Source organism: Microbacterium sp. ZW T5_56, from assembly GCF_044987425.1.
In the GTDB taxonomy this organism is placed as follows: Bacteria; Actinomycetota; Actinomycetes; order Actinomycetales; family Microbacteriaceae; genus Microbacterium.
Map to the genome: position 1 here is coordinate 1 of NZ_JBJDRI010000053.1, position 20,251 is coordinate 20,251.

The 20,251-nt window shown below is 67.5% G+C and carries 17 protein-coding genes and 1 tRNA gene; 10 read left to right on the forward strand and 8 right to left on the reverse strand.

Going from position 1 to position 20,251, the window contains the following annotated elements; translation table 11 throughout:
- The 3 genes from ispF to rlmB all read left to right on the forward strand — a co-directional run.
- Nucleotides 1-1,148, forward strand: a 1,148-nt coding sequence (gene ispF / locus ACI3KU_RS18080; protein ID WP_404923726.1) for a 2-C-methyl-D-erythritol 2,4-cyclodiphosphate synthase, incomplete at its 5' end; no start/stop codon positions are given.
- Nucleotides 1,149-1,366: 218 nt separating this feature from the next.
- Nucleotides 1,367-2,758, forward strand: a complete 1,392-nt coding sequence (cysS, locus tag ACI3KU_RS18085) for a cysteine--tRNA ligase (protein WP_404923727.1) — start codon at nt 1,367-1,369, stop codon at nt 2,756-2,758.
- Entirely contained in the window at nt 2,751-3,746 is a 996-nt protein-coding gene (gene rlmB, locus ACI3KU_RS18090) for a 23S rRNA (guanosine(2251)-2'-O)-methyltransferase RlmB (RefSeq protein ID WP_404923728.1), read from the forward strand. The genes cysS and rlmB overlap by 8 nt, the downstream gene beginning before the upstream one ends.
- A 67-nt stretch (nt 3,747-3,813) precedes the next feature.
- On the opposite strand, the gene ACI3KU_RS18095 is transcribed toward rlmB, so the two are convergent.
- From ACI3KU_RS18095 to ACI3KU_RS18110, 4 genes are read right to left on the reverse strand one after another with little or no spacing between them, the layout of a single operon-like run.
- Nucleotides 3,814-4,710, reverse strand: coding sequence for a carbohydrate ABC transporter permease (locus ACI3KU_RS18095; RefSeq protein WP_404923729.1), 897 nt, complete (start codon nt 4,708-4,710; stop codon nt 3,814-3,816).
- Nucleotides 4,707-5,663: a carbohydrate ABC transporter permease gene (locus ACI3KU_RS18100; RefSeq protein WP_404923730.1), complete on the reverse strand. Its 957-nt coding sequence runs from the start codon at nt 5,661-5,663 to the stop codon at nt 4,707-4,709. Before ACI3KU_RS18100 ends, ACI3KU_RS18095 begins: the two co-directional genes overlap by 4 nt.
- 3 nt (nt 5,664-5,666) lie before the next feature.
- Nucleotides 5,667-6,992, reverse strand: a complete 1,326-nt coding sequence (locus tag ACI3KU_RS18105; protein ID WP_404923731.1) for an ABC transporter substrate-binding protein — start codon at nt 6,990-6,992, stop codon at nt 5,667-5,669.
- A 53-nt stretch (nt 6,993-7,045) separates the two neighbouring features.
- Nucleotides 7,046-8,278, reverse strand: coding sequence for an aminotransferase class V-fold PLP-dependent enzyme (locus ACI3KU_RS18110; protein WP_404923732.1), 1,233 nt, complete (start codon nt 8,276-8,278; stop codon nt 7,046-7,048).
- A gap of 139 nt (nt 8,279-8,417) precedes the next feature.
- On the opposite strand from ACI3KU_RS18110, the gene ACI3KU_RS18115 reads away from it, so the two are divergent.
- On the forward strand, nt 8,418-9,131 hold the full coding sequence (locus ACI3KU_RS18115) for a FadR/GntR family transcriptional regulator (RefSeq protein WP_404923733.1): 714 nt from the start codon (nt 8,418-8,420) through the stop codon (nt 9,129-9,131).
- A gap of 50 nt (nt 9,132-9,181) precedes the next feature.
- Nucleotides 9,182-9,820 carry an NAD(P)-dependent oxidoreductase gene (locus ACI3KU_RS18120; RefSeq protein ID WP_404923734.1) on the forward strand — a complete coding sequence of 213 codons (639 nt, stop codon included), beginning with the start codon at nt 9,182-9,184 and terminating at the stop codon, nt 9,818-9,820.
- 48 nt (nt 9,821-9,868) lie between these two features.
- On the opposite strand, the gene ACI3KU_RS18125 is transcribed toward ACI3KU_RS18120, so the two are convergent.
- Nucleotides 9,869-10,972 carry a citrate/2-methylcitrate synthase gene (locus tag ACI3KU_RS18125; RefSeq protein WP_404923735.1) on the reverse strand — a complete coding sequence of 368 codons (1,104 nt, stop codon included), beginning with the start codon at nt 10,970-10,972 and terminating at the stop codon, nt 9,869-9,871.
- Between the two features lie 73 nt (nt 10,973-11,045).
- Between ACI3KU_RS18125 and ACI3KU_RS18130 the strand changes: the two genes are divergently transcribed.
- The gene (locus tag ACI3KU_RS18130; protein ID WP_404923736.1) at nt 11,046-12,242 is read left to right on the forward strand and encodes a citrate synthase; all 1,197 of its coding nucleotides are present in this window, start codon (nt 11,046-11,048) and stop codon (nt 12,240-12,242) included.
- Between the two features lie 131 nt (nt 12,243-12,373).
- Here the strand turns inward: ACI3KU_RS18130 and ACI3KU_RS18135 are convergent, their stop codons facing one another.
- Both ACI3KU_RS18135 and ACI3KU_RS18140 read right to left on the reverse strand, forming a co-directional pair.
- Nucleotides 12,374-13,684, reverse strand: a complete 1,311-nt coding sequence (locus ACI3KU_RS18135) for a DUF4032 domain-containing protein (RefSeq protein ID WP_404923737.1) — start codon at nt 13,682-13,684, stop codon at nt 12,374-12,376.
- A gap of 82 nt (nt 13,685-13,766) precedes the next feature.
- Nucleotides 13,767-14,873, reverse strand: a complete 1,107-nt coding sequence (locus ACI3KU_RS18140; RefSeq protein ID WP_404923738.1) for an ABC transporter ATP-binding protein — start codon at nt 14,871-14,873, stop codon at nt 13,767-13,769.
- Nucleotides 14,874-15,182: 309 nt separating this feature from the next.
- Here ACI3KU_RS18140 and ACI3KU_RS18145 point away from each other — a divergent pair, with 309 nt between their 5' ends.
- The 3 genes from ACI3KU_RS18145 (at nt 15,183) to ACI3KU_RS18155 (ending at nt 17,006) form a co-directional block, all read left to right on the forward strand.
- Nucleotides 15,183-16,178 carry a DsbA family protein gene (locus tag ACI3KU_RS18145; protein WP_404923739.1) on the forward strand — a complete coding sequence of 332 codons (996 nt, stop codon included), beginning with the start codon at nt 15,183-15,185 and terminating at the stop codon, nt 16,176-16,178.
- A gap of 36 nt (nt 16,179-16,214) precedes the next feature.
- Nucleotides 16,215-16,287, forward strand: a tRNA-Thr gene (locus tag ACI3KU_RS18150).
- A 233-nt stretch (nt 16,288-16,520) separates the two neighbouring features.
- Entirely contained in the window at nt 16,521-17,006 is a 486-nt protein-coding gene (locus ACI3KU_RS18155; protein ID WP_404923740.1) for a hypothetical protein, read from the forward strand.
- A gap of 141 nt (nt 17,007-17,147) precedes the next feature.
- Here ACI3KU_RS18155 and ACI3KU_RS18160 read toward each other — a convergent pair whose 3' ends face one another.
- Nucleotides 17,148-17,780: a hypothetical protein gene (locus tag ACI3KU_RS18160; RefSeq protein WP_404923741.1), complete on the reverse strand. Its 633-nt coding sequence runs from the start codon at nt 17,778-17,780 to the stop codon at nt 17,148-17,150.
- 203 nt (nt 17,781-17,983) lie between these two features.
- Between ACI3KU_RS18160 and ACI3KU_RS18165 the strand changes: the two genes are divergently transcribed.
- Nucleotides 17,984-20,206 carry an NADP-dependent isocitrate dehydrogenase gene (locus ACI3KU_RS18165; RefSeq protein ID WP_404923742.1) on the forward strand — a complete coding sequence of 741 codons (2,223 nt, stop codon included), beginning with the start codon at nt 17,984-17,986 and terminating at the stop codon, nt 20,204-20,206.
- The last annotated feature ends 45 nt before the right edge of the window (nt 20,207-20,251 follow it).

The following is a 20,251-nucleotide window of genomic DNA, read 5'->3' on the forward strand; positions in this document are numbered from 1 at the left end:
TGGGGGAGCCGAAGGCGTTCGTGGGGTTGGACGATCGCACGATTCTGGCGCACGCCCTCGACGGCGTCCTTGCGGTCCCGACGCCAATGCAGATGGTGGTGGTGGCACCCGCGGACAGACGGGGGGAGGCCGCCGCCGAACTGGACGTTCGTGCCGGGGATCGCCGACACCTGGCTTCCGTCGTCGTCGGCGGTGACACGCGGCAGGCATCGGTTGCCGCTGGGCTTGCCGCGTTGTGGGGCGACATCGAGGTTGTTCTCGTGCACGATGCCGCCCGAGCCCTCACTCCGCCCGAGGTGTTCGAACGCGTGATCTCCGCCGTCGATGAGACCGGATGGGGGATCATTCCCGTTATCCCCGTCGTTGACACCCTGAAGCGGGTGAACGGTGCGCGCATCACCGCGGCGATCGATCGCGCCGAACTGGCCGCCGCCCAGACTCCGCAGGGGTTCCGGCGGGACGTGCTCGTCACGTCCTACGCCGCAGCGGGCGAAGAATTCACCGACGACGCCGCGCTGCTGCAGAGCCAGGGGCACACGGTCGGGACTGTTGCGGGTGACGAGCGCTCTTTCAAAATCACGACTCCCTCGGATCTCGAACGCGCGCGACACCTGGTCGCTCCGACGACAACCGTCCGTGGGCCGGCGCATGGAACAGCACAGCACGGGCGCGCGATCATCCCGCGCGTAGGGATCGGGACCGATGTGCACGCTTTCACGGATCGCGGCACGCTCTGGCTGGCCGGGCTGGAATGGCCGGGTGGGCCGGCGCTGGAAGGCCACTCGGATGGCGACGCCGTTGCGCACGCCATCGTCGACGCGCTGCTGTCGGCAGCGGGTCTGGGAGACATCGGAGCGCACTTCGGCACCGCGCGCCCTGAGTTCGCGGGTGCCCACGGCGCTGCGTTCCTCACTGAGACGCGTCTGATCGTCGAGCGTGCCGGGTTCTGCATCGGCAACGTCGCGGTTCAGGTGCAGGCGGCGCGGCCGAAGTTCGCCCCGCGTCGCGCCGAGGCCGAGCAGGTGCTGTCGGCGGTTCTCGGCGCCCCGGTCTCGGTGTCTGCCACCACGACGGACGGGCTGGGATTCGTTGGAGCAGCGGAGGGTGTCCAGGCCTTCGCCGTCGCGATGCTCGTCGGACGGGCCTGAGGACGGGCCTGACGTCGGGCCTGGACCCCACACCGCTAACGTCATCCCTCACGTCGGAGCCTGACACCGCACGCCTGACACCGCACGCCTGACACCGCACGCCTGACACCGCACCCCTGACACCGCACCCCTGACACCGCACGCCCGACACCGCCCCGACGTCACCCCCCGACGTCACAGCCCAGCGGGTTCCCGGGCCGCGCCGGTAGGCTGGAGCGGTGACTCTGCACCTCCACGACACGCGCACCCAGACGCTGCGCGAATTCGTCCCGCTCGATCCCACGAACGTGACGATGTACGTCTGTGGTCCCACGGTGCAGTCGGGCCCGCACATCGGGCATGTTCGTGCGGCGCTGGGTTTCGATCTGCTGCGCCGTTGGCTGGAGTACAGCTACGGTCGCGTCACGTTCGTCCGCAATGTCACCGACATCGATGACAAGGTCCTGACGAACGCCACCGACACCGAGGAGTGGTGGGCGCTGGCGTACCGCATGGAGCGCGAGTTCACCGCGGCGTACGAAGCTGTCGGGATCCTCACGCCCACGTACGAGCCGCGAGCCACGGCATCGATCCCGCAGATGCAGGAGTTCATCCGGCGCCTCATCGACGCCGGGCACGCGTACGCCGCCGCCGGCGACGTCTATTTCGACGTGCGCTCGTGGCCGAGCTACGGAGAGCTGACGCACCAGTCCGTCGACGCGATGGAAGACGCCGCCGACGCGGATCCGCGCGGCAAGCGCGACCCGCACGACTTCGCGCTCTGGAAGGGAGCGAAGGAGGGCGAGCCGGCCTCGGCGATCTGGGATTCGCCCTGGGGAGCAGGGCGTCCGGGCTGGCACATCGAGTGCTCCGCCATGTCGCGTCGCTATCTCGGTCCGCAGTTCGACATCCACGGCGGCGGCCTGGATCTGCGTTTCCCACACCACGAGAACGAACTGGCGCAGTCGACCGCGGCGGGCGATCCCTTCGCGACGTACTGGGTGCACAACGGCCTGGTGACGGTCGGCGGACAGAAGATGTCCAAGTCGCTCGGCAACTTCACCCTCGCCGAGGACGTGCTGGCCGAGCGGGACCCGCAGGTCGTACGCTATGCGCTGGCCGCAGCGCACTACCGCTCGACGCTCGATCTCACCGCATCCTCCTATGACGAGGCGGAGTCTGCACTCGGGCGCATCACCGGTTTCTTCCGCCGCGCGCAGCGGACGTTCCCCGAGACGGTGGCTGCGGCCACCATCGACGAGCTGCCCGCCGATTTCACCGCCGCGATGGACGACGACCTCAACGTGCCGCAGGCGCTCGCCGTCATCCATGAGACGGTGCGAACCGGCAACTCCGCGATCGACGCCGGGGATGGCACCGCAGCGGCATTCGCCGCCGAGAGCGTGCGGCTGATGATGCAGATCCTGGGACTCGACATCGATCTGCCCACGGCCGGGGGCGCGGAGCAGATCGCGCTCGGCTCTCTCATGGAATCACTGATCTCGCAGCGTGCGCAGGCGCGCGCTGACAAGGACTGGGGTGCGGCAGACCGCATCCGAGACGCACTCGCTGCAGCCGGCATTGCGCTGGAAGATGCGGCGGACGGAACACACTGGAGTATCAATGGCTAAGCCAGGACGCCCCGGCGCACGTCGCGCCGCGAGCAAGAAGGGTGCCACCAAGGGCACCGGCGGTCTCGGCCGCAAGGCCCTCGAAGGACGCGGACCCACCCCGAAGGCGGAGGATCGGGCCTGGCACCCCGCCGGCAAGCGTAAGGCCGCGGCCGAGCGCTACGCCGCCGCGGGCGGCAAGGGCAAGCCCGGTCAGAAGCCCTCGGGCAATCGCGCGCCGCGCGCGAAGGCGGCCGACGACACCGAGACCGTCACCGGTCGTAACTCGGTGCTCGAGGCGATGCGCACCAAGATCCCCGCGACGGCGTTCTACATCGCCCAGCGCGTGGAGATGGACGACCGCGTCAAGGAGATGCTGGCCATCGCCCGGCACCGTGACATCCCGGTGATGGAGGTCACTCGTCAGGAACTGGACCGCATGGCCGGTTTCGACGGCGTGCACCAGGGTGTCGCCCTGAAGGTGCCCCCGTACGAGTATGAGCACCCGCAGGACGTCCTGGAGGCCGTTCTGAACCGCAACGAGACGCCGCTGTTCGTGGCGCTCGACGGCATCACCGACCCGCGCAACCTGGGCGCGATCATCCGCTCGACCGCGGCATTCGGCGGCCACGCCGTCATCCTGCCGCAGCGTCGCTCGGCGAGCGTGAACTCCGCCGCATGGAAGACCTCCGCTGGCGCCGCCGCTCGCATCCCGGTCGCGATCGCCCCGAACCTGACGAACACGCTCAAGGAGTTCAAGAAGCAGGGCGTGTTCGTTCTGGGCCTCGACGGCGGCGGCGACGTGCAGCTCCCGCAGCTGGAGCTGGCGGATCGTCCCGTGGTGATCGTGGTGGGTTCGGAGGGCAAGGGCCTGTCTCGTCTGGTCACCGAGAACTGCGACCAGATCGTCTCGATCCCGATCTCCGCTGCCACCGAGTCGCTCAACGCGGGTATCGCCACCTCCGTCGCGCTCTACCAGGTGGCCACGATGCGCCAGGCGGCCGAGTGATCGTCCGTCGCTGACAACGAGTGATGCCCGGTCCTGACGGACCGGGCATCACTCGTCTGCGGAGGGCTTACTCCTTGACCGCACCCGAGGTGAGGCCGGCGACGATCCACCGGCTCGCGAGGGCGAACAGCACCATCGTGGGCAGCACCGTCAACACAGCGGCCGCGGCCATGGGGCCCCAGTCGATGTTGAACGTGGAGATGAAGCCGTTGAGGGCTGAGGGGATCGTCTTGTTCGCGTCGGAGTTGATCAGGATCACCGACAGGAACAGCTCGTTCCAGCAGTTGACGAAGTTGAAGATGAACGCCGCGATGATGCCGGGCATCATGACCGGGACCAGCACCCGGAACAGGGCGCCGAGGCGGGAGCAGCCGTCCACCATCGCCGCCTCCTCCAGCGCATCCGGGACGTTCTCGAAGAAGCCGCGGAGCATGATCGTGGAGAACGGAATGCACATGGCGACGTACACCAGCAGCAGTCCGAACTTGTTGTCCACGAGGCCGAGGCTGGACATCATCGAGTACAGCGGCCCGAGCGCGATGAACGCCGGAATCATCTGCGTGACGAGGAACGCCAGCATCACGGCACCACGACCGCGGAACTGGAAGCGGGCCAACACGTATGCGCTGAGCAGGGCGATCAGCGTGGCGCCGAGTCCGGCCACCACGGCCACCAGGGCCGAGTTGGCGAGGAAGCCGCCGAAGTTCGACTTCTCGAACAGGCCGATGTAGTTCTCGGTCGTGGGTTCGGTGGGCCAGTACTCCAGCGGGAACCGACTGATGGAGCCCGGCGACTTGAAGGACGTCACCAGGATCCAGTACAGCGGGAACAGGGTGATGATCAGCCAGGCGGCCAGACCGATTACCTTGATGACGCCGCCCACGGTGACCTTCGGTCCTCTGCTCGGGCGGGTCACGGGCACCGACCTGGTGCCGGTGACGATGGTGCGCGTGGTGTCTGTCATCGCTTGTTCACCCTTCCCATCGCCATCAGATAGAAGGCGCAGAACACCAGCAGGAACGCCATCACCAGCAGGCCGATCGCGCTGGAGAGGCCGTAGTTGCCCAGCTGCGTGTACTTGATCATCCACGTGGTGATGATGTCGGTTCGGTTGGCCGGGCCGCCGCCGGTCATCGCGTAGATGATGTCGGGGAAGTTGAAGATCCAGATGATGCGCAGCAGCACCGTCAACAGCAGCGTGGTGGAGATGTACGGAATGATCACGGAGAACAACTGACGCGCCTTGCCGGCACCATCGAGGCTCGCGGCCTCAAGGAGTTCGTCCGGCACCGACTGCAGCGCGGCGAGGATCATGATGGCGAAGAAGGTGACGCCGTACCAGATGTTGGCCACGATCACCGATGTCATCGCGAGGCTCGGATCCGCCAACCACGGGACGGGCTGGGAGATGATCCCCGCCTTCATCAGCAGGTCGTTGAAGACACCGAACTCTGCGTTGAACATCCAGCGAAACAGCAGGCCGATGAGGAAGCCCGACACCGCCCACGGATAGAACACGAGCGCCTGGTAGACACCGCGGAAGCGGAACTTCTTGCGCAGCCACAGCGCGAGGATGAACCCGATCACCAGCTGCGGGATGATCGATCCGACCACCCACATCACGGTGTTGCCGGCCACGATCGGGAACGCGGGGTCCTGGAAGACCGTGAGGAAGTTCTGCAGACCCACCCACGGGGTCGACGTCAGATCCCACGTGTTCCAGTCGCGAAACGCCATCTGCGCGCCCTGCAGCATGGGCAGGTACGTGAACCAGACGACGAACACGATGGCCGGAACCATGAACAGGAACAGCGACAGCGCGGTCTTCGCGCCGAAGGTGCGGCGACGTGTGCCGCCGCGGGGGGCCGCACCGCGGGATGCGGTGCGGCCCTCACGGGTGAGCGAGTCCGAGGTCACGGATCAGCCCTTCTCCGATGCGAGCTTCTCGGTCCAGTAGGTGTCCCAGCCCGCCAGCATGTCGGAGGTGGTCATCGAACCCAGCAGCACATTCTGGATGTCCTTGTCGGCGCGCTGGATCCAGTCGGTCCACCACGAGACGCCACGCGGCTGGATCACGTTGACGTACGTGTCCGGGTTCTGGGTCATCGTCACGTAGCTCGCCCACGGGCCCTCCTTGTAGAAGGGATCATCGGAGGCAGCGGCGATGATCGGCACCAGGCTGTTCTTCTGAGCGAAGGTGACGGCTGCGTCGCCGGAAGCGAGGAACTCGACGAGCTTGACGGCCTCGGTCTTGTGCTTGCTCGACTCCGAGACGCCCCAGCCGGCGGTGGCCAGCGGTTGGGCGGCCTTGCCGGTCGGGCCGACGAGCAGTGGAGCGGTGGACCACTGGTCCGCCTTCAGCGTGGTGGACGCCTGCACGGTGGCGATCACTTCCGGATCCTGCAGCAGGAATGCCGTGGAAGCGTTGGTGAAGCCCTCGACCATCTCCGGGTAACCCCAGGACACGGCCGACGGCGGCGACCCCTTCTTGAACAGGTCCAGGTACAGATCCATCGCATCCTGCGCTTCGGGCGCGGAGAAGATGGTCTTGCCGCTCTTCAACAGGAACGCGTTCTTGTCGTCGAGCTGGTCAGCCGTGTAGGCCTCGATGATCGCGACCGCGTTGCTGTTGGCGTTCGTGCCACCGCGGAACGCGTAGCCGTACTGGTTCTTGGTGGGGTCCTGGATCTTCTCGGCCTGAGCCAGCAGGTCCTCCCAGCTGTGCGGGGCGGCGTCGAAACCGGCGTCCTTCACCAGGTCGGTGCGGTAGAACAGCGAGAGCCCATAGAACCCGTAGGGCAGGAACCACGTCTTGCCGTCGGTCACCGCGGCGCTCTTCGCGTTGTCAGTGAGGGCGTCCCAGCCGTCCCAGCCCTTCAGGTCGCTCGTCATGTCGTAGATCCACTTGTTGTTCGTGAACGGACCGACCGTGATGTCACGAACCTCAAGCACATCGATGCCATTGCCCGTCTGCAGCATCTGTTGGATCTTCTGATCGGCCTGCTCGGTGGGCGGCGAGACGAGGTCGACCTTGACGCCGGGGTTGGCGGCTTCGAACTCGTCCAGGAGCCCGCGGATCAGCTCGCTGCGGGCGGGGTTGGTCAGGCTCTCGACCATCTGGAGGGTGACATCGCCTCCGGAGTCGCCGGAACCCGACGCGTCGCCGGAGCCGCCGGAGCAGGACGTCAGAGCAAGGGCGGCGACGATGCCTCCCGAGACGACGGCGGCCATGCGTGTGCGCTTCATGGTGCTTCCTTTCGTTGGTGCTGTGGTGATGAGGGGGAGAGGTTGGTGAGCGCTCAGGCGAGCACCCCGGCACGCCGTTCGGCGGCCAGTTCGAGGATCACCGGGATGCAGCGATCGACGAATCCGTGGAAATCCTCGGGCAGCGTGTACAGGTGCGCGGAGAGTCGCAGGTATCCGATGCCCTCGAAACTCGTGAACGCGGTCTCCACTCCGACGCGGTCGATCATCTGCATGCGCAGCTCGTCAGCATCCTCGCGGCGCCGACCGAGGCCGTCAGGAAGACGCACGAGGCGCATGGACGCGACGGGCATGCCGACGTCCGGGGCGGCCGGGGCTGAGAGGTGCTCGCTCATCGCCTCGCCGATCACGGCGGCACCGTAGTCGGCGAGCTCGGACATGGTCTCGCGCGTGCGTTCCCAGCCGTACTCGCGCTCGAGGACGTCAATGGCGTCGGGGGCAGCGATCCAGGCGGTGGCGTCTGCGGTGCCCTGCGAGTCGAAGCGCAGGGGCCACGGGTCATCACCGCCCCACGAGTCGATGAGCGGCCACAGGTCCTCGCGGTCCGGCGCCTGCGTGACGAGCAGCGCCGATCCTCGGGGAGCGCAGGGCCACTTGTGCAGATTGCCGAACCACCAGTCACCGCCACCCGCTGTTGCCGCGTCGGGCACGAGGCCGGGTGCGTGAGCGCCGTCCACGAGAACCCGCACACCGCGCCGGTGGGCGAGTTCCGTGATGGCTCGGGTAGGGAAGTAGCGGGCGGTGGGGGACGTGATCTGATCCACCACGATGAGTCGGGTACGCGCGGTGATCGCCTCGTCGAAGCGTCCGACGACCTCCTCCTCGCTCGCGTCCAGCGGCAGCGCCACGGTCACGATGCGTGCACCCCAGCGCAGTGCCAGACGGCGTGCCCCCATGGTGATGGCGCCGTAGCCGTGGTCGGTGACCAGGATCTCGTCGCCTGCCTCGAGGCGCAGGCTGTTGAAGACCACGGTGGCTGCGGCGGAGGCGTTAGTCACGAACGCCGTGTCGGCCGGGTCGGCACCGACGAAGCCCGCAATCCGCTCACGCGAGCGTCCGACCATCTCGGGCACTCGCGGGAACCAGTCCACAGGGTTGCGGTCTCCGCGCAGGCGCAGCGCGTCCTGGATGGCGACGACCTCGTTCATCACGGCGCCGAACGAGCCGTGATTGAGGTGGATGACGTCGGGATCCAGCGGCCAGGCGTCGCGGGCGGCGATACCGGAACGGAGCGTGACCGGGGCGGGACGGTCGGGGAGAGGGGGCATGCCGGCCTTTCTGACATCGGACAACATCGGCGTTGAGCGGGGGCTATGCGTGAAAACATAGCCCAAACTCTCAGATTTGTCCGATGACTTTTGTAAATTCCGTGTGACGATAGGGTCACAGAGGAGATGGAGGTGGCGGATGGGTGCCGTCGACACCGCGCTGCGCGGCTTGCGCGTCATGATCGCCGATGGCACATTGCGACCGGGCGATCGGCTGCCGTCCGAGGGTGAGCTGAGCGAGCGCCTCGGCGTCGCGCGCGGATCGATCCGCGAAGCGACACGCATGCTGGCGGCCTTCGGTGTGGTCGAGACTCGGCACGGTTCCGGCACCTACGTGGGGTCGCTGTCGGCCGCTGATGTCATCAGCAGCATGACCCTGACCGTGGGCCTTCTCCCGTTGGAATCCGTGATCGAGCTCTACGAACTGCGCAAAGTGCTCGACGCTCATGCCGCATCTCTCGCGGCTGCCCGACATGCCCCCACCGACATCGAAGAGCTCAGCGGCTATCTGGACCAGATGGAAGGCAGCGACGACGACAACGTGCACTCGGTGCTGGATCACAGTTTCCACATGCGCATCGCCGAGATCGCGGGCGCCCCGGCGGTGGAGGCGATGCTGGGCGTGCTGCGCTCGCGGTCGCGCTCCTACCGGATCTTCGAGAGCGCCTCGGCGTCAGAGATCAAGCGACTATCGAACGAGGGGCATCGCGCGATCCTCGATGCGATCGCCCGTCGTGATGCTCCGTCAGCGGCGGCGGCCGCGGTGGCGCATGCGGCTCAGACGGAGCACTGGCTGCGACAGCTGCGCCCGCCCGCACGTGCGAATTCTGAGGATATGCCGAACGAGGAATGAATCGGCGTCGGTGCCGTGTTGCAGTCCTCGGATCGACGAAAGGATTCCCCATGGCACGCATCGCCGTCATCGGTGGCACCGGTTACTCCGGCAGCCACATCGCCGCAGAGGCCGCAGCACGCGGTCACCAGGTCACCTCGTTCTCACGTTCGGCTCCCACCGAGCCGCGCGACGGCGTCACGTACGAGACGGGAAGCATCGAGCAGCCGCAGGCGCTCGTGGACGCGATCGGTGATGTCGACGTCGTCGTGGTGGCTGTGTCGCCGCGCGGTGGCATGGAGGGCAAGACGCGACCTGCCATCCGCGAGACGATCGAACTGCTTCCCGCGTCGGTGCGCGTCGGCGTCATCGGCGGTGCCGGATCGTCGCTGGTGGCTCCCGGTGGTGCGCGCGTGATGGACGAGGGCTTCCCGCCCGAGATTCTCCCCGAGGCCACCGAGATCGGTGGCGTGCTGGACGATCTGCGCGAGCGCGGTGAGGCCAACGAGTGGTTCTACGTGCACCCGGCCGGCGGCTACGGATCGTGGGCTCCTGGCGAGCGCACCGGCTCGTACCGCATCGGAGGTGACGTGATCGTCGTGGACGAGAACGGTGACTCGAACATCGGTGGCGAGGACTTCGCCATCGCCGTGGTCGACGAGATCGAGAACCGCAAGCACGTCGCCGCGCGTTTCACCGTCGGCTACTGAGCCGAACTGATCGAGGGCCGCTCCCCAGGGGGCGGCCCTCGATCCATCTCACGCCAGTTCCGGCCCGACGTAGCGCGCTGAGGGGCGGATGATCTTCGAGTCCGCGGCCTGTTCCAGGATGTGTGCGCTCCAACCAGCGGCACGTGCCACGGCGAACGTGGGCGTGAACATCTCCCGCGGCACTCCGCAGGCCTCCATCACCACGGCGGCGTAGAACTCCAGGTTGATGTGGAGGGCGCGACCGGGCTTGAGGTCGGCGAGCACCCGCTCGGCGACGGCCTCGAACCGCAGCGCCTGCTCCACCCGGGCGCCGCCGAGACCGAGAGCGACCTGTTTCAGCAGTTCCGAGCGCGGGTCGACGGTGCGATACACCGGATGCCCGAAGCCCATGAGTCGTTCGCCGGACGCAACCTTCTCGCGCAGGAGACGTTCGGTGCGAGCGTCGTCTCCGTTGCCGATCTCGTCGAGGGCTTCCAGCGCACGCGCGGGCGCCCCGCCATGGAGTGGACCCGTCAGCGAGCCGATCGCTCCGGCGAAGCACGCGGCCGCGCTGGCGCCGGTCGAGGCGATCACGCGTGCGGTGAACGTCGAGGCGTTGAAGCCGTGGTCCATCGCCGCCACCAGATACGCGGAGAGTGCCGACACCTGGGCGTCCGAGGGTGTCGATCCGCTCACGGCGCGCAGGTAGCGCGCCACGAAGCCGCGGTCATCGTCCGCGGACCCGGCGATGACGACCGGCGTGATCGCGGCCAGTGCCACGGTCTGACGTGTGCGCTCGTCGACGGGCAGGTCGTAAAGTGCGCCGAATCCGCGCGCGGCGGCCGTCAGGGGCCACGCGGCAGTCAATCGTGACGCGGCGTCGACGGGTGGCAGCGTCGCCAGCATGTCGGCGACGGCAGGGTCCTGCTGCGCCGCCAGCAGCGCGGCGTTCCAATCGGCGCTGTGTGCTGCGTCCGGAAGATGCCCGTGCACCAGGTGGAACCAGGCATCCTCGAAGGGTGCGGTCCGTGCGAGCACTGTAGCGTCGTGCTGGCGGTACTGGTATCGCCCGGCATTGCCATCCACCCGACTGATGGATGTGTCGGTCACGGCGACGTTGGTCAGTCCGTGAGGCACCTCGATGAGGGTGTCGTTCATTCGATCGATCTGCATGATCTCTCCTCCACTGGCGTGTTGCCCCAGCTTGTGTCCGACTCGCGGCAGCGGCACTATTGATTCGATCAACATGGATGACCTTCCCTCTCTCACTACGGCGGAGACCGCCGCACGCCTCGGGGTCAAACCCGCCAGTCTGTACGCCTATGTCTCGCGGGGACTGCTGACCCGGATGCGGACGGCACACGGGTCGCGGTTCGACGCACTGGAGGTGGAGCGGTTCGCGCGCTCACGCCGACGCGCCGATCCCGTCGGCGTGGTTCCGGGATCGCCCCTGATGGTGCTGGACACCGACATCGCCCTGATCGAGGACGGCAATCTGTACTTCCGCGGTCACGATGCCCTCGAGCTCACGCGCGAGCGCTCCTTCGAGCGACTCGCGCGATGGATCTGGGGGCAGCCCGACAGCGCGGCTCCGTTCGTCGTCGACTCGGATGCCTGGGATGCGGCTCGGTCGCTCGCGGCGGCTGTGCCGGGCGATGCAGCCCTCACCCGGATGCGGGCGGCCGTGCTCGGATTAGGTGCCCACGCAGCGGGGGCGGATACAGCGGCGACGCCGCAGGCCGCGGTCCGGGCCGGGGAGCGGCTCTTGGCTGTGCTGCCCCGCGTCGTGGGCGGCTCGGCGGGGTTCGCCGAGGAGTCCGTCGCGAAGACCCTCGCTGTCGCGCTCAGCGGCCGCGAATCGACCCCCGAGCTCGTGGCGGTGATGGATCGTGCCCTGGGACTGGCGATCGACCACGACCTCGCGGTGTCAACTTTGGCCGCTCGGGTGGCTGCCAGTGCTCGGAGCTCGGCGTACGCGAGTGTGTCAGCCGCTTTGGCCGCGTTCGATTCGCCGTTGCATGGCACAGTGAGCCGCGATGCCGTCGTCCTGCTGCGGAGGGTGCACGCCGGACAATCGCCGGCGCGTGCGCTGCGGGCGGGGGACACCGCACGGTTCGGCATCCCCGGATTCGGTCACCGGATCTACCGCGGGCCGGATCCCCGCGCGCTGGCGATTCTCGAGGACATCGCCGCGCTGGATCACGACGGTTCCGTGCGGGGCGCGGTAGCGCAGCTGAGCGCCGCCGTTCGTGATCGCGCCGGGCTGCACCCGAACATCGATCTGGCGCTGGCCGCGCTGGTGTTGGCGGGTGGATTGCGTGATGACGCGGGCGTGGTGCTGTTCGGAATCGGACGCGTCGTCGGCTGGATCGCCCACATTGCCGACGAGTATCAGCGGGCGCCGATGCGGCTGCGCCCCCAGGGGCGGTACACCGGGCCGTGAGCGCGCCAGCTCTGGTCTGCGTTCGTGCAGTGCAGGCGGTGAGCGAGCGCCGAAGGTGAGACCAGCGGCTCCAGTGGTCTCAACTTCGGGTCACCCGGCGCCGACGGAGAGCAGAATCTGAGACCGCGGCGTCAGACCAGGTCGCGCCAGTCGACGCCCTCGTCCTCGTCGTCTTCGATGATGGAACCGGAGGACGTGATCACCGGCATCGCGAGCGTCTCCGTCGGCGGGCCCATGATGGTGGCCTCGTCGCGGCGGTGGCGCAGCACATCCTTGATGTAGCTGGAGAGCACCTCCGCCAGGGGCACTGCTTGGCCGCGCGCCTGCGACATGTACCACCGGTGCTCCAGCACCTGGTGATACACCTCGGCGGGCTCGAGCTTCGCACGGAGGTCATAGGGAATGGCCTTGATCACGGGCTCGAACACCCGCGTAAGCCACTCGTGAGCCGCCATCTCCTCGTCGGAGCCGACGCGACTGACGCGCGCACGGAACTCATCTAGATCGTTCAGCAGACGGCGGGCCTGGTTCTCCTCGACATCGAGACCCGTGAGACGGATGAGGCGGCGCTGGTGGTGACCGGCGTCCACGACCTTCGGCTGGATGACGACACGGGAGCCGTTCGCCGCGGTCTGGATGGCCATCTCGTCGATGTCGAATCCGAGCGCGTTCAGCCGCTGCACCCGCTCGGTGAGTCGCCAGGTCTCGTTCGAGCCGAACGACTCCTCTACCGTGAGGGCATCCCACAGTGAGCGGTACGACGACACGATCCGATCGGCGATGTCAACGGCATCCACGCCGCGTTCGAGGCGGCCGCCGGCGGCGAGGTCCATGATCTCACCCGCGATGTTGGTGCGCGCGACGTCCAGGTCGTGATTTCGCTGGCCCTCGGTCAGACCGCCCTCGTGGAGTTCGCCGGTTTCAGCATCGACGAGGTAAGCGGCGAAGGCACCAGCGTCGCGGCGGAAGAGCGTATTGGACAGCGAGACGTCGCCCCAGAAGAAGCCGATGTTGTGCAGGCGAACGAGCAGCACAGCCAGCGCGTCGACAAGTCGCCCGGCCGTGTCGGGCCGGAGCACCTGCGTGAACAGCGCGCGATACGGCATGGAGAAGCGCAGGTGCGCCGTGACCAGCGCGGCCGGGAGCGGATCGCCGTTGTCGTCCGTGCGACCCGCGATCACGGCGACGCGCTCGACGCACGGCACGGCGAGGCGGTGCAGGTTTCCGAGCATCTCGTACTCGCGCCGCGCCATCGCCTCCGTGGTCTCCTTGACGGCGACGACGCGGCCCGAAAGGTTCGCGAAGCGCACCAGGTGGCGAGAGAGACCCTTAGGCAGCGAGACGATCGCCGAGCTCGGCCAGGTGGCGAGGGACGTAGACCAGGGCAGTTCCAACAGTCCGGGATCGACCGTGCTGGCCGTGATGGTGAGGGCTTCGGACACGGGCTCCCTTTCGCCGGGGTGAAACGCCGATGCGGCGCGGTGGATTTCTCCACCGCGCCGCATCGGTGCGGTACTTCGATTATCAGGCCGAAGCGATGGCCTTCTCGGTGAGGCGCTCGCCGGTCTCGGCGTCGAACACGTGCACGTGGCCCGGAACGGCGGCCAGCGTGACGGTGTCACCCGCGAACGGGTGCTTGCGACCGTCGACGCGAGCGACGATGTCGTGCTCGGCACCGCCGTTGGCGTTGGCGCGACCGTAGAGGTAGCCGTCAGCACCGAGCTCCTCGACGAGGTCGACCTGAACCTTGAGGCCCTTCTCGCCAGCAGCGCCGACGACGAGGTCCTCGGGGCGGATGCCCACGCGGACCTGCTTGCCGTTCGCCTTGGCGAGAACCTCGCGCTCGACCGGAACGATCTCGTCGCCCCAGATGATGCCACCGTCGGCGATGTCGCTGGTGAACAGGTTCATGGCCGGCGAACCGATGAAGCCGGCGACGAACTCGTTCGACGGGCGCTCGTACAGGTCACGCGGCGTGCCGACCTGCTGGAGGAGGCCATCCTTGAGGACCGCGATGCGGTCACCCATGGTCAGAGCCTCGGTCTGGTCGTGCGTGACGTACACGGTGGTGACGCCCAGGCGACGCTGCAGCGACGCGATCTGGGTACGGGTCTGGACGCGGAGCTTGGCGTCGAGGTTCGACAGCGGCTCGTCCATGAGGAACACCTGGGGCTGACGCACGATAGCGCGACCCATGGCGACGCGCTGACGCTGACCACCCGAGAGGGCCTTCGGCTTGCGGTTGAGGTAGTCGGTGAGGTCGAGGAGCTTGGCAGCCTCCTCGACGCGCTTGGCGCGCTCGTCCTTGTTGACGCCGGCGATCTTCAGGGCGAAGCCCATGTTCTCGGCGACGGTCATGTGCGGGTACAGAGCGTAGTTCTGGAACACCATCGCGATGTCGCGGTCCTTCGGCGGGACGTCAGTGACGTCGCGGTCGCCGATGAGGATGCGGCCAGCGTTGACCTCTTCGAGGCCGGCGAGCATTCGCAGCGAGGTGGACTTTCCACAACCCGACGGGCCGACGAGGACGAGGAACTCACCGTCACCGACTTCGAGGTTGAGCTTGTCGACAGCGGGACGCGTGCCCCCGGGGTACAGACGAGTGGCCTGGTCGAAAGTTACAGACGCCATTGTGTTCTTCTCCTTCACCGGCAGGTACGTGCCGGACGATCCGTAGTGAATGAGCGACGGGGGTAAGCCGCCGTGACCCGTCGTCGGGTCGCGTTCAGTATGGCACGCGCGTCGTGATATCGCACGAACTGATCCACCCTGCCGATGTCACAGATCGCTCATATCCCGGTCACCGTATGTTTACTCGTCCTTTTGCGAGGAAGCACTGGCCCCTCGTCTGGGCATTTCTCAGTGTGGGTGGGTACCATCGTTTGGTTGTCGCCACGGCGACGGACCCGGATCCTGGCCGGGCGAGGAGGCGGAGACTTCATGACGAACGACGATCACAGCGAGCTGGAGAGCACTGAGCAGCGGCAGGCCGTGCGCGCCAAGGCCCAGCGGGTGCAGGCCGCCCAGAAGCGGTGGCGCGTCGTTCGCGTGTCGATCCTCGCCGTTCTCGCTCTCGCCGTCGTCGCAGCGATCATCGTGGCCGTCACTCTCGTCGTCAGCAGCGCAGCGACCAAGCCGGCCCCGGTTCCCGCCAATGTCGTCGATGACGGCGTGCAGATCGGCGCCTCTGCGGTCAACCTGCCGACCTCCGCAGGCAACGGCACCCTCACTCCCACGTCGGCTCCGTCCACCGCAGCTCCCACCACCGCTCCCGTCTCGGTGGTGGTCTACTCCGACTACCTCGACGCCAAGGCCGCCACGTTCCAGACCGGGAACGCGAGCCAGCTGGCGCAGCTGGTCAGCGACGGTGCGATCACGCTGAGCTACCACCCGCTCGCGACTCTCGCGCACAAGTCGAACGGCACCAAGTACTCGCTGCGGGCCGCGGGAGCTGCAGCCTGCGTGGCCAGCTACGCCCCGGACCTGTTCTTCTCCTACAGCTACGAGCTCATGCTCAAGCAGCCGGGTCTCGATGACGACGGTCCCACCGACGACGACCTCGCCGACCTGGCGATCGCTCTCGGCATCCCGAACCAGGACGGCCTGCGCACGTGCATCACCAATGCCACGTATGAGCCGTGGGTGAAGGCGGCAACCGAGCGTGCGGTCGAGGGCCCGCTGCCCGGCACGAAGGCCACGATCGGCGAGCTGCCCCTCGTGCTCATCAACGGCGTTCCGTATGTCGGCTCGCTCGACCAGCCCGCTGAGCTGCTGCAGGCCGTGATGGCTGCGGAGTCGAAGGCGTACTTCGAAACCGCGAGCCCGTCGCCTTCCTCCACTGCGACGTCTACACCGACTCCGGAGCCCGCTCCGGCACCCGAGGCCACTCCCGCCACGGAGCCCACACCGGCGACGGAGACCACCCCCGCCGGATGACACCGGTCGCGATCAGCCAGTAGGCTGGTCGCATCCGCCGACTTGGCGCAATTGGTAGCGCACCCGACTTGTAATCGGGCGGTTACGGGTTCAAGTCCCGTAGTCGGCTCAGAAAAGCCCTGATCAGGGCCAGAAAAACACCCCGCCGGTCTCTAGTGGTGGGGCGTTTCTCGCTACCTACTCGCTGTTTCAAGCGGACAGCGATTCGAGAACATCGCCCGCTTTCGGGCCGAGGTGCGCGAGCTTGATGGGCGTCGACGAGCGAGGGTCGCACACGTCGTGGCACCGGGGCAGGACAAGACTCAGACAACATCCCACGGCATACCCGAGCGAGGAGGTGCCATGAACCCGATCTTCGGCACCTATGTCGTCGACAACCCGGGCAGCCCCGAGATCGCAACGGCGGAGACCCAGGCGGCGATCGACGCGGACGGCGGTGCGCATCTTGTGTTCGATCCCGTGGGTCAACCGGGGCGCCCGAGGGCACGGGACATCATCTTCGACGAGCTCTGGTGGATCGAGGTGGTCCTCGACGATCAGGATGAGCCGACGAGCATCTTCCTGCTCTGCACGTCGATGCACATCGGGTGTGGTGCGATCCGCGGGACGCTGACGCGGTCGGAGCCGCCGAGCGCGGACGGTCGAATCCACTGGCGCATCGAGATTCCGTCGGAGTCGGTCACCGCGCCGCCGCTGTATGGCCCGGAACTCGTGCCCGAACGCAATGTGTGGCGCGACGGTCGGGCGGAGGCGGTGGTCACTCGGCGCGCGGACAACGTCGTGGAAGCCATCGACATGTGGATCGCGGTGTCGTCGGGAACGCAGTAGGAGCCGATCGGCCTCTCGTGGGCAAGGAGTTGCGTGCCCAAAGGAGGGCTCGATAGCGGACGTAGGACGCCAGCGCCTGCACCCTCCTACCTTCACGCCATCAGCCTATTCTCGTGTCCGTCCGTCGGTGTCGGAGGTCGGTCAGAGCGGCCGGTCGCGCAGCAGGAACCAGCGGTCGGCGATCTCGCGCAGTCGGATCACATCCGCCGCCGGCCACCGATACGCTTCCGCGAGCTTCATCGCCCGCCACCAGGTGCGCGCGTGCCGACCCGCCACGACGTACCCAGCCGTTCCCGACGTCGGCGGTGCGATCACCGTCTCGTCGCTGCGAGGGTCCGTCGGGTGCAGGCTGATTCCCGCGGTCCGCGCCAGCGTGCACAGCCACACGTAGTCCGGATCGGCCGCGAACGTGACACGTCGGCGGGACTCGCGTTCGAACGCCGCGGCGCGAGCGAGTCGATCCGCCTCAGCGGCGGCGCGGCGGATCGCCTCCTCCCGACCGAAATGCTCCCGCCAGTGCATCGCGTCGTCGATCTCGGACAGCATCGCGAGGCGCGCGACCGGAGCCAGGTCCGGTGACAGGACATCGGGATGCTCGTGAAGAGCGACGACCACACCAGGCATCAGCCCCTGCGGCGTCTGCACGAAGACCCGCAGTCCCGGCACCGGGAGGGTGTCGAGAGGCCAGACATGAAGGGCTGCGCGGCCCAGTGGTTCGGCGTCCGCCAGATCACAGGGTGCGACGGAGACGTAGACGACCGCGTCTTCCGCCATCACATTCTCCCGATGTCCCAGCACCGACCCGTGCCGGGCTCCGGGACGACAGTACCCGCCACCGCCGACACGGGAGCAGCAGATCGCCGACGTGGGAGCGATAGGGGACGGGCCGCAGGCGCGAGCGGCGCGCGGGCATAGAATCGAAACGGTGGGTTCTGCCCACCTCACCGCTGCCGTACCGCTGAGGGAGACGCCTGTTCATGGCAAAAATCATCTACACCCACACCGATGAGGCGCCGATGCTGGCGACCCACTCGTTCCTGCCGATGGTCGAGGCCTTCGCCTCCCAGGCGGGTATCGATGTGGAGACGCGCGACATCTCGCTGTCGGGCCGCCTCATCGCAGCGTTCCCGGAGTTCCTGACGCCGCAGCAGCAGATCGGCGACGCCCTTGCTGAGCTGGGCGAGCTCGCTAAGACGGCGGACGCCAACATCGTCAAGCTTCCCAACATCTCCGCCTCCGTGCCGCAGCTGAAGGCCGCGATCGCCGAGCTGCAGGCGCAGGGCTACAACCTGCCCGACTATCCCGACGCCGCCGAGAGCGACGCCGACAAGGACATCCAGACGCGCTACGACCGCATCAAGGGCTCCGCCGTGAACCCCGTGCTCCGCGAGGGCAACTCGGACCGCCGCGCACCGCTGTCGGTGAAGAGCTACGCGCAGAAGCACCCGCACCGCATGGGCGCATGGAGCAGCGACTCGAAGACGAACGTCGCGACCATGGGGGAGGGCGACTTCTTCAGCAACGAGCAGTCGGTCACCCTCCCGGCCGCCGACACCCTCGAGATCCGCTTCGTGGCTGAGGATGGCACCACGTCTGTTCTCAAGAGCGGCCTGTCCGTACTCGAGGGTGAGGTCATCGATGGCACCGTCATGAGCCTGTCCGCTCTCGACGCCTTCCTGGCCGCGCAGATCGTGCGCGCCAAGGAGGAGGGCGTGCTCTTCTCCGCCCACCTGAAGGCCACGATGATGAAGGTCTCCGACCCGATCATCTTCGGTCGTGTCGTGCGCGCCTACTTCTCGGAGCTGTTCGACACGTACGGCGACCAGCTCGCCGCCGCCGGCCTCTCGGAGAACAACGGCCTCGCCGCGATCATCGGTGGCCTCGACGCTCTGCCGGCCGACGTGGCCGACGGCGTGCGCGCCCTCATCGAGAAGGGCCTCCAGGAGGGTCCCGCCCTCGCGATGGTCGACTCGGCTAAGGGCATCACCAACCTGCACGTGCCCAGCGACGTGATCGTCGACGCCTCGATGCCGGCGATGATTCGCGACTCGGGCAAGATGTGGAACCGCGCCGGTGAGCGCCAGGACACCCTCGCGGTGATCCCCGACGCCTCCTACGCCGGTGTCTACCAGGCCGTGATCGACGACTGCCGCGCCAACGGCGCATATGACCCCGCCACCATGGGCGACGTCCCCAACGTCGGCCTCATGGCGCAGAAGGCGGAGGAGTACGGCTCGCACGACAAGACCTTCCAGCTGACCGCCGCCGGTCGCGTCCAGGTCGTCAACAGCGCGGGCGACGTGCTCATCGAGCACGCTGTCGGCGCGGGTGATATCTGGCGCGCATGCCAGACCAAGGACATCCCGGTGCGCAACTGGGTGGAGCTGGCCGTCGAGCGCGCCCGCGACTCGCAGACGCCGGCGGTGTTCTGGCTGGACGAGAACCGCGCCCACGACGCTCAGCTCATCGCCAAGGTCAACACCTACCTCGCGGACCTCGACACCGACGGTCTCACTATCGAGATCATGTCGCCGGTCGACGCCACGAAGTACTCGATCGAGCGCATCCGCCGCGGAGAGAACACCATCTCCGTCACCGGAAACGTGCTGCGTGACTACAACACCGATCTGTTCCCGATCCTCGAGCTCGGCACCTCGGCCAAGATGCTCTCGGTGGTTCCGCTGCTCGCCGGCGGCGGCCTCTTCGAGACCGGTGCCGGTGGATCCGCACCCAAGCACGTGCAGCAGGTTCAGGAAGAGAACCACCTGCGTTGGGACTCGCTCGGCGAGTTCCTTGCGCTCGCGGTCTCGTTCGAGAAGAACGCGAAGCAGGACGACAACCCGAAGGCGAAGATCCTCGGCGTCACGCTGGACGAGGCCACCGGTCGTTTCCTGGACGAGGACAAGTCGCCGTCGCGCTCTGCAGGCGAACTGGACAACCGCGGCAGCCACTACTACCTGGTGCGCTACTGGGCCGAGGCTCTCGCAGCCCAGTCCGAGGACGCCGACCTCGCGGCCGCCTTCGCGCCCGTCGCCTCGGCGCTGGTGGCGAACGAAGACGTCATCCTCTCGGAGCTGAACGGCGTGCAGGGAGCGCCGGTCGACCTCGGTGGCTACTACCACCCGGACGAGGCGAAGGTCTCGGCCGTCATGCGTCCGTCTGCCACGCTGAACGCGATCATCGACGGCCTGCGCGGCTGATCGGATCACAGAGGCGGGGCCCTGCGCGTTGCGCAGGGCCCCGCC

What these genes read in the sequence shown, in the direction of transcription:
- ACI3KU_RS18140 (WP_404923738.1), bottom strand. Translation starts at nt 14,873, where the DNA reads ATGGCGTCTGTAACTTTCGACCAGGCCACTCGTCTGTACCCCGGGGGC.
- ACI3KU_RS18125 (WP_404923735.1), bottom strand. Translation starts at nt 10,972, where the DNA reads ATGCAGATCGATCGAATGAACGACACCCTCATCGAGGTGCCTCACGGA.
- ACI3KU_RS18145 (WP_404923739.1), top strand. Translation starts at nt 15,183, where the DNA reads ATGACGAACGACGATCACAGCGAGCTGGAGAGCACTGAGCAGCGGCAG.
- ACI3KU_RS18155 (WP_404923740.1), top strand. Translation starts at nt 16,521, where the DNA reads ATGAACCCGATCTTCGGCACCTATGTCGTCGACAACCCGGGCAGCCCC.
- ACI3KU_RS18115 (WP_404923733.1), top strand. Translation starts at nt 8,418, where the DNA reads ATGGGTGCCGTCGACACCGCGCTGCGCGGCTTGCGCGTCATGATCGCC.
- ACI3KU_RS18105 (WP_404923731.1), bottom strand. Translation starts at nt 6,992, where the DNA reads ATGAAGCGCACACGCATGGCCGCCGTCGTCTCGGGAGGCATCGTCGCC.
- ACI3KU_RS18095 (WP_404923729.1), bottom strand. Translation starts at nt 4,710, where the DNA reads ATGACAGACACCACGCGCACCATCGTCACCGGCACCAGGTCGGTGCCC.
- ACI3KU_RS18130 (WP_404923736.1), top strand. Translation starts at nt 11,046, where the DNA reads ATGGATGACCTTCCCTCTCTCACTACGGCGGAGACCGCCGCACGCCTC.
- ACI3KU_RS18120 (WP_404923734.1), top strand. Translation starts at nt 9,182, where the DNA reads ATGGCACGCATCGCCGTCATCGGTGGCACCGGTTACTCCGGCAGCCAC.
- rlmB (WP_404923728.1), top strand. Translation starts at nt 2,751, where the DNA reads ATGGCTAAGCCAGGACGCCCCGGCGCACGTCGCGCCGCGAGCAAGAAG.
- ACI3KU_RS18110 (WP_404923732.1), bottom strand. Translation starts at nt 8,278, where the DNA reads ATGCCCCCTCTCCCCGACCGTCCCGCCCCGGTCACGCTCCGTTCCGGT.
- ACI3KU_RS18165 (WP_404923742.1), top strand. Translation starts at nt 17,984, where the DNA reads ATGGCAAAAATCATCTACACCCACACCGATGAGGCGCCGATGCTGGCG.
- ACI3KU_RS18160 (WP_404923741.1), bottom strand. Translation starts at nt 17,780, where the DNA reads ATGGCGGAAGACGCGGTCGTCTACGTCTCCGTCGCACCCTGTGATCTG.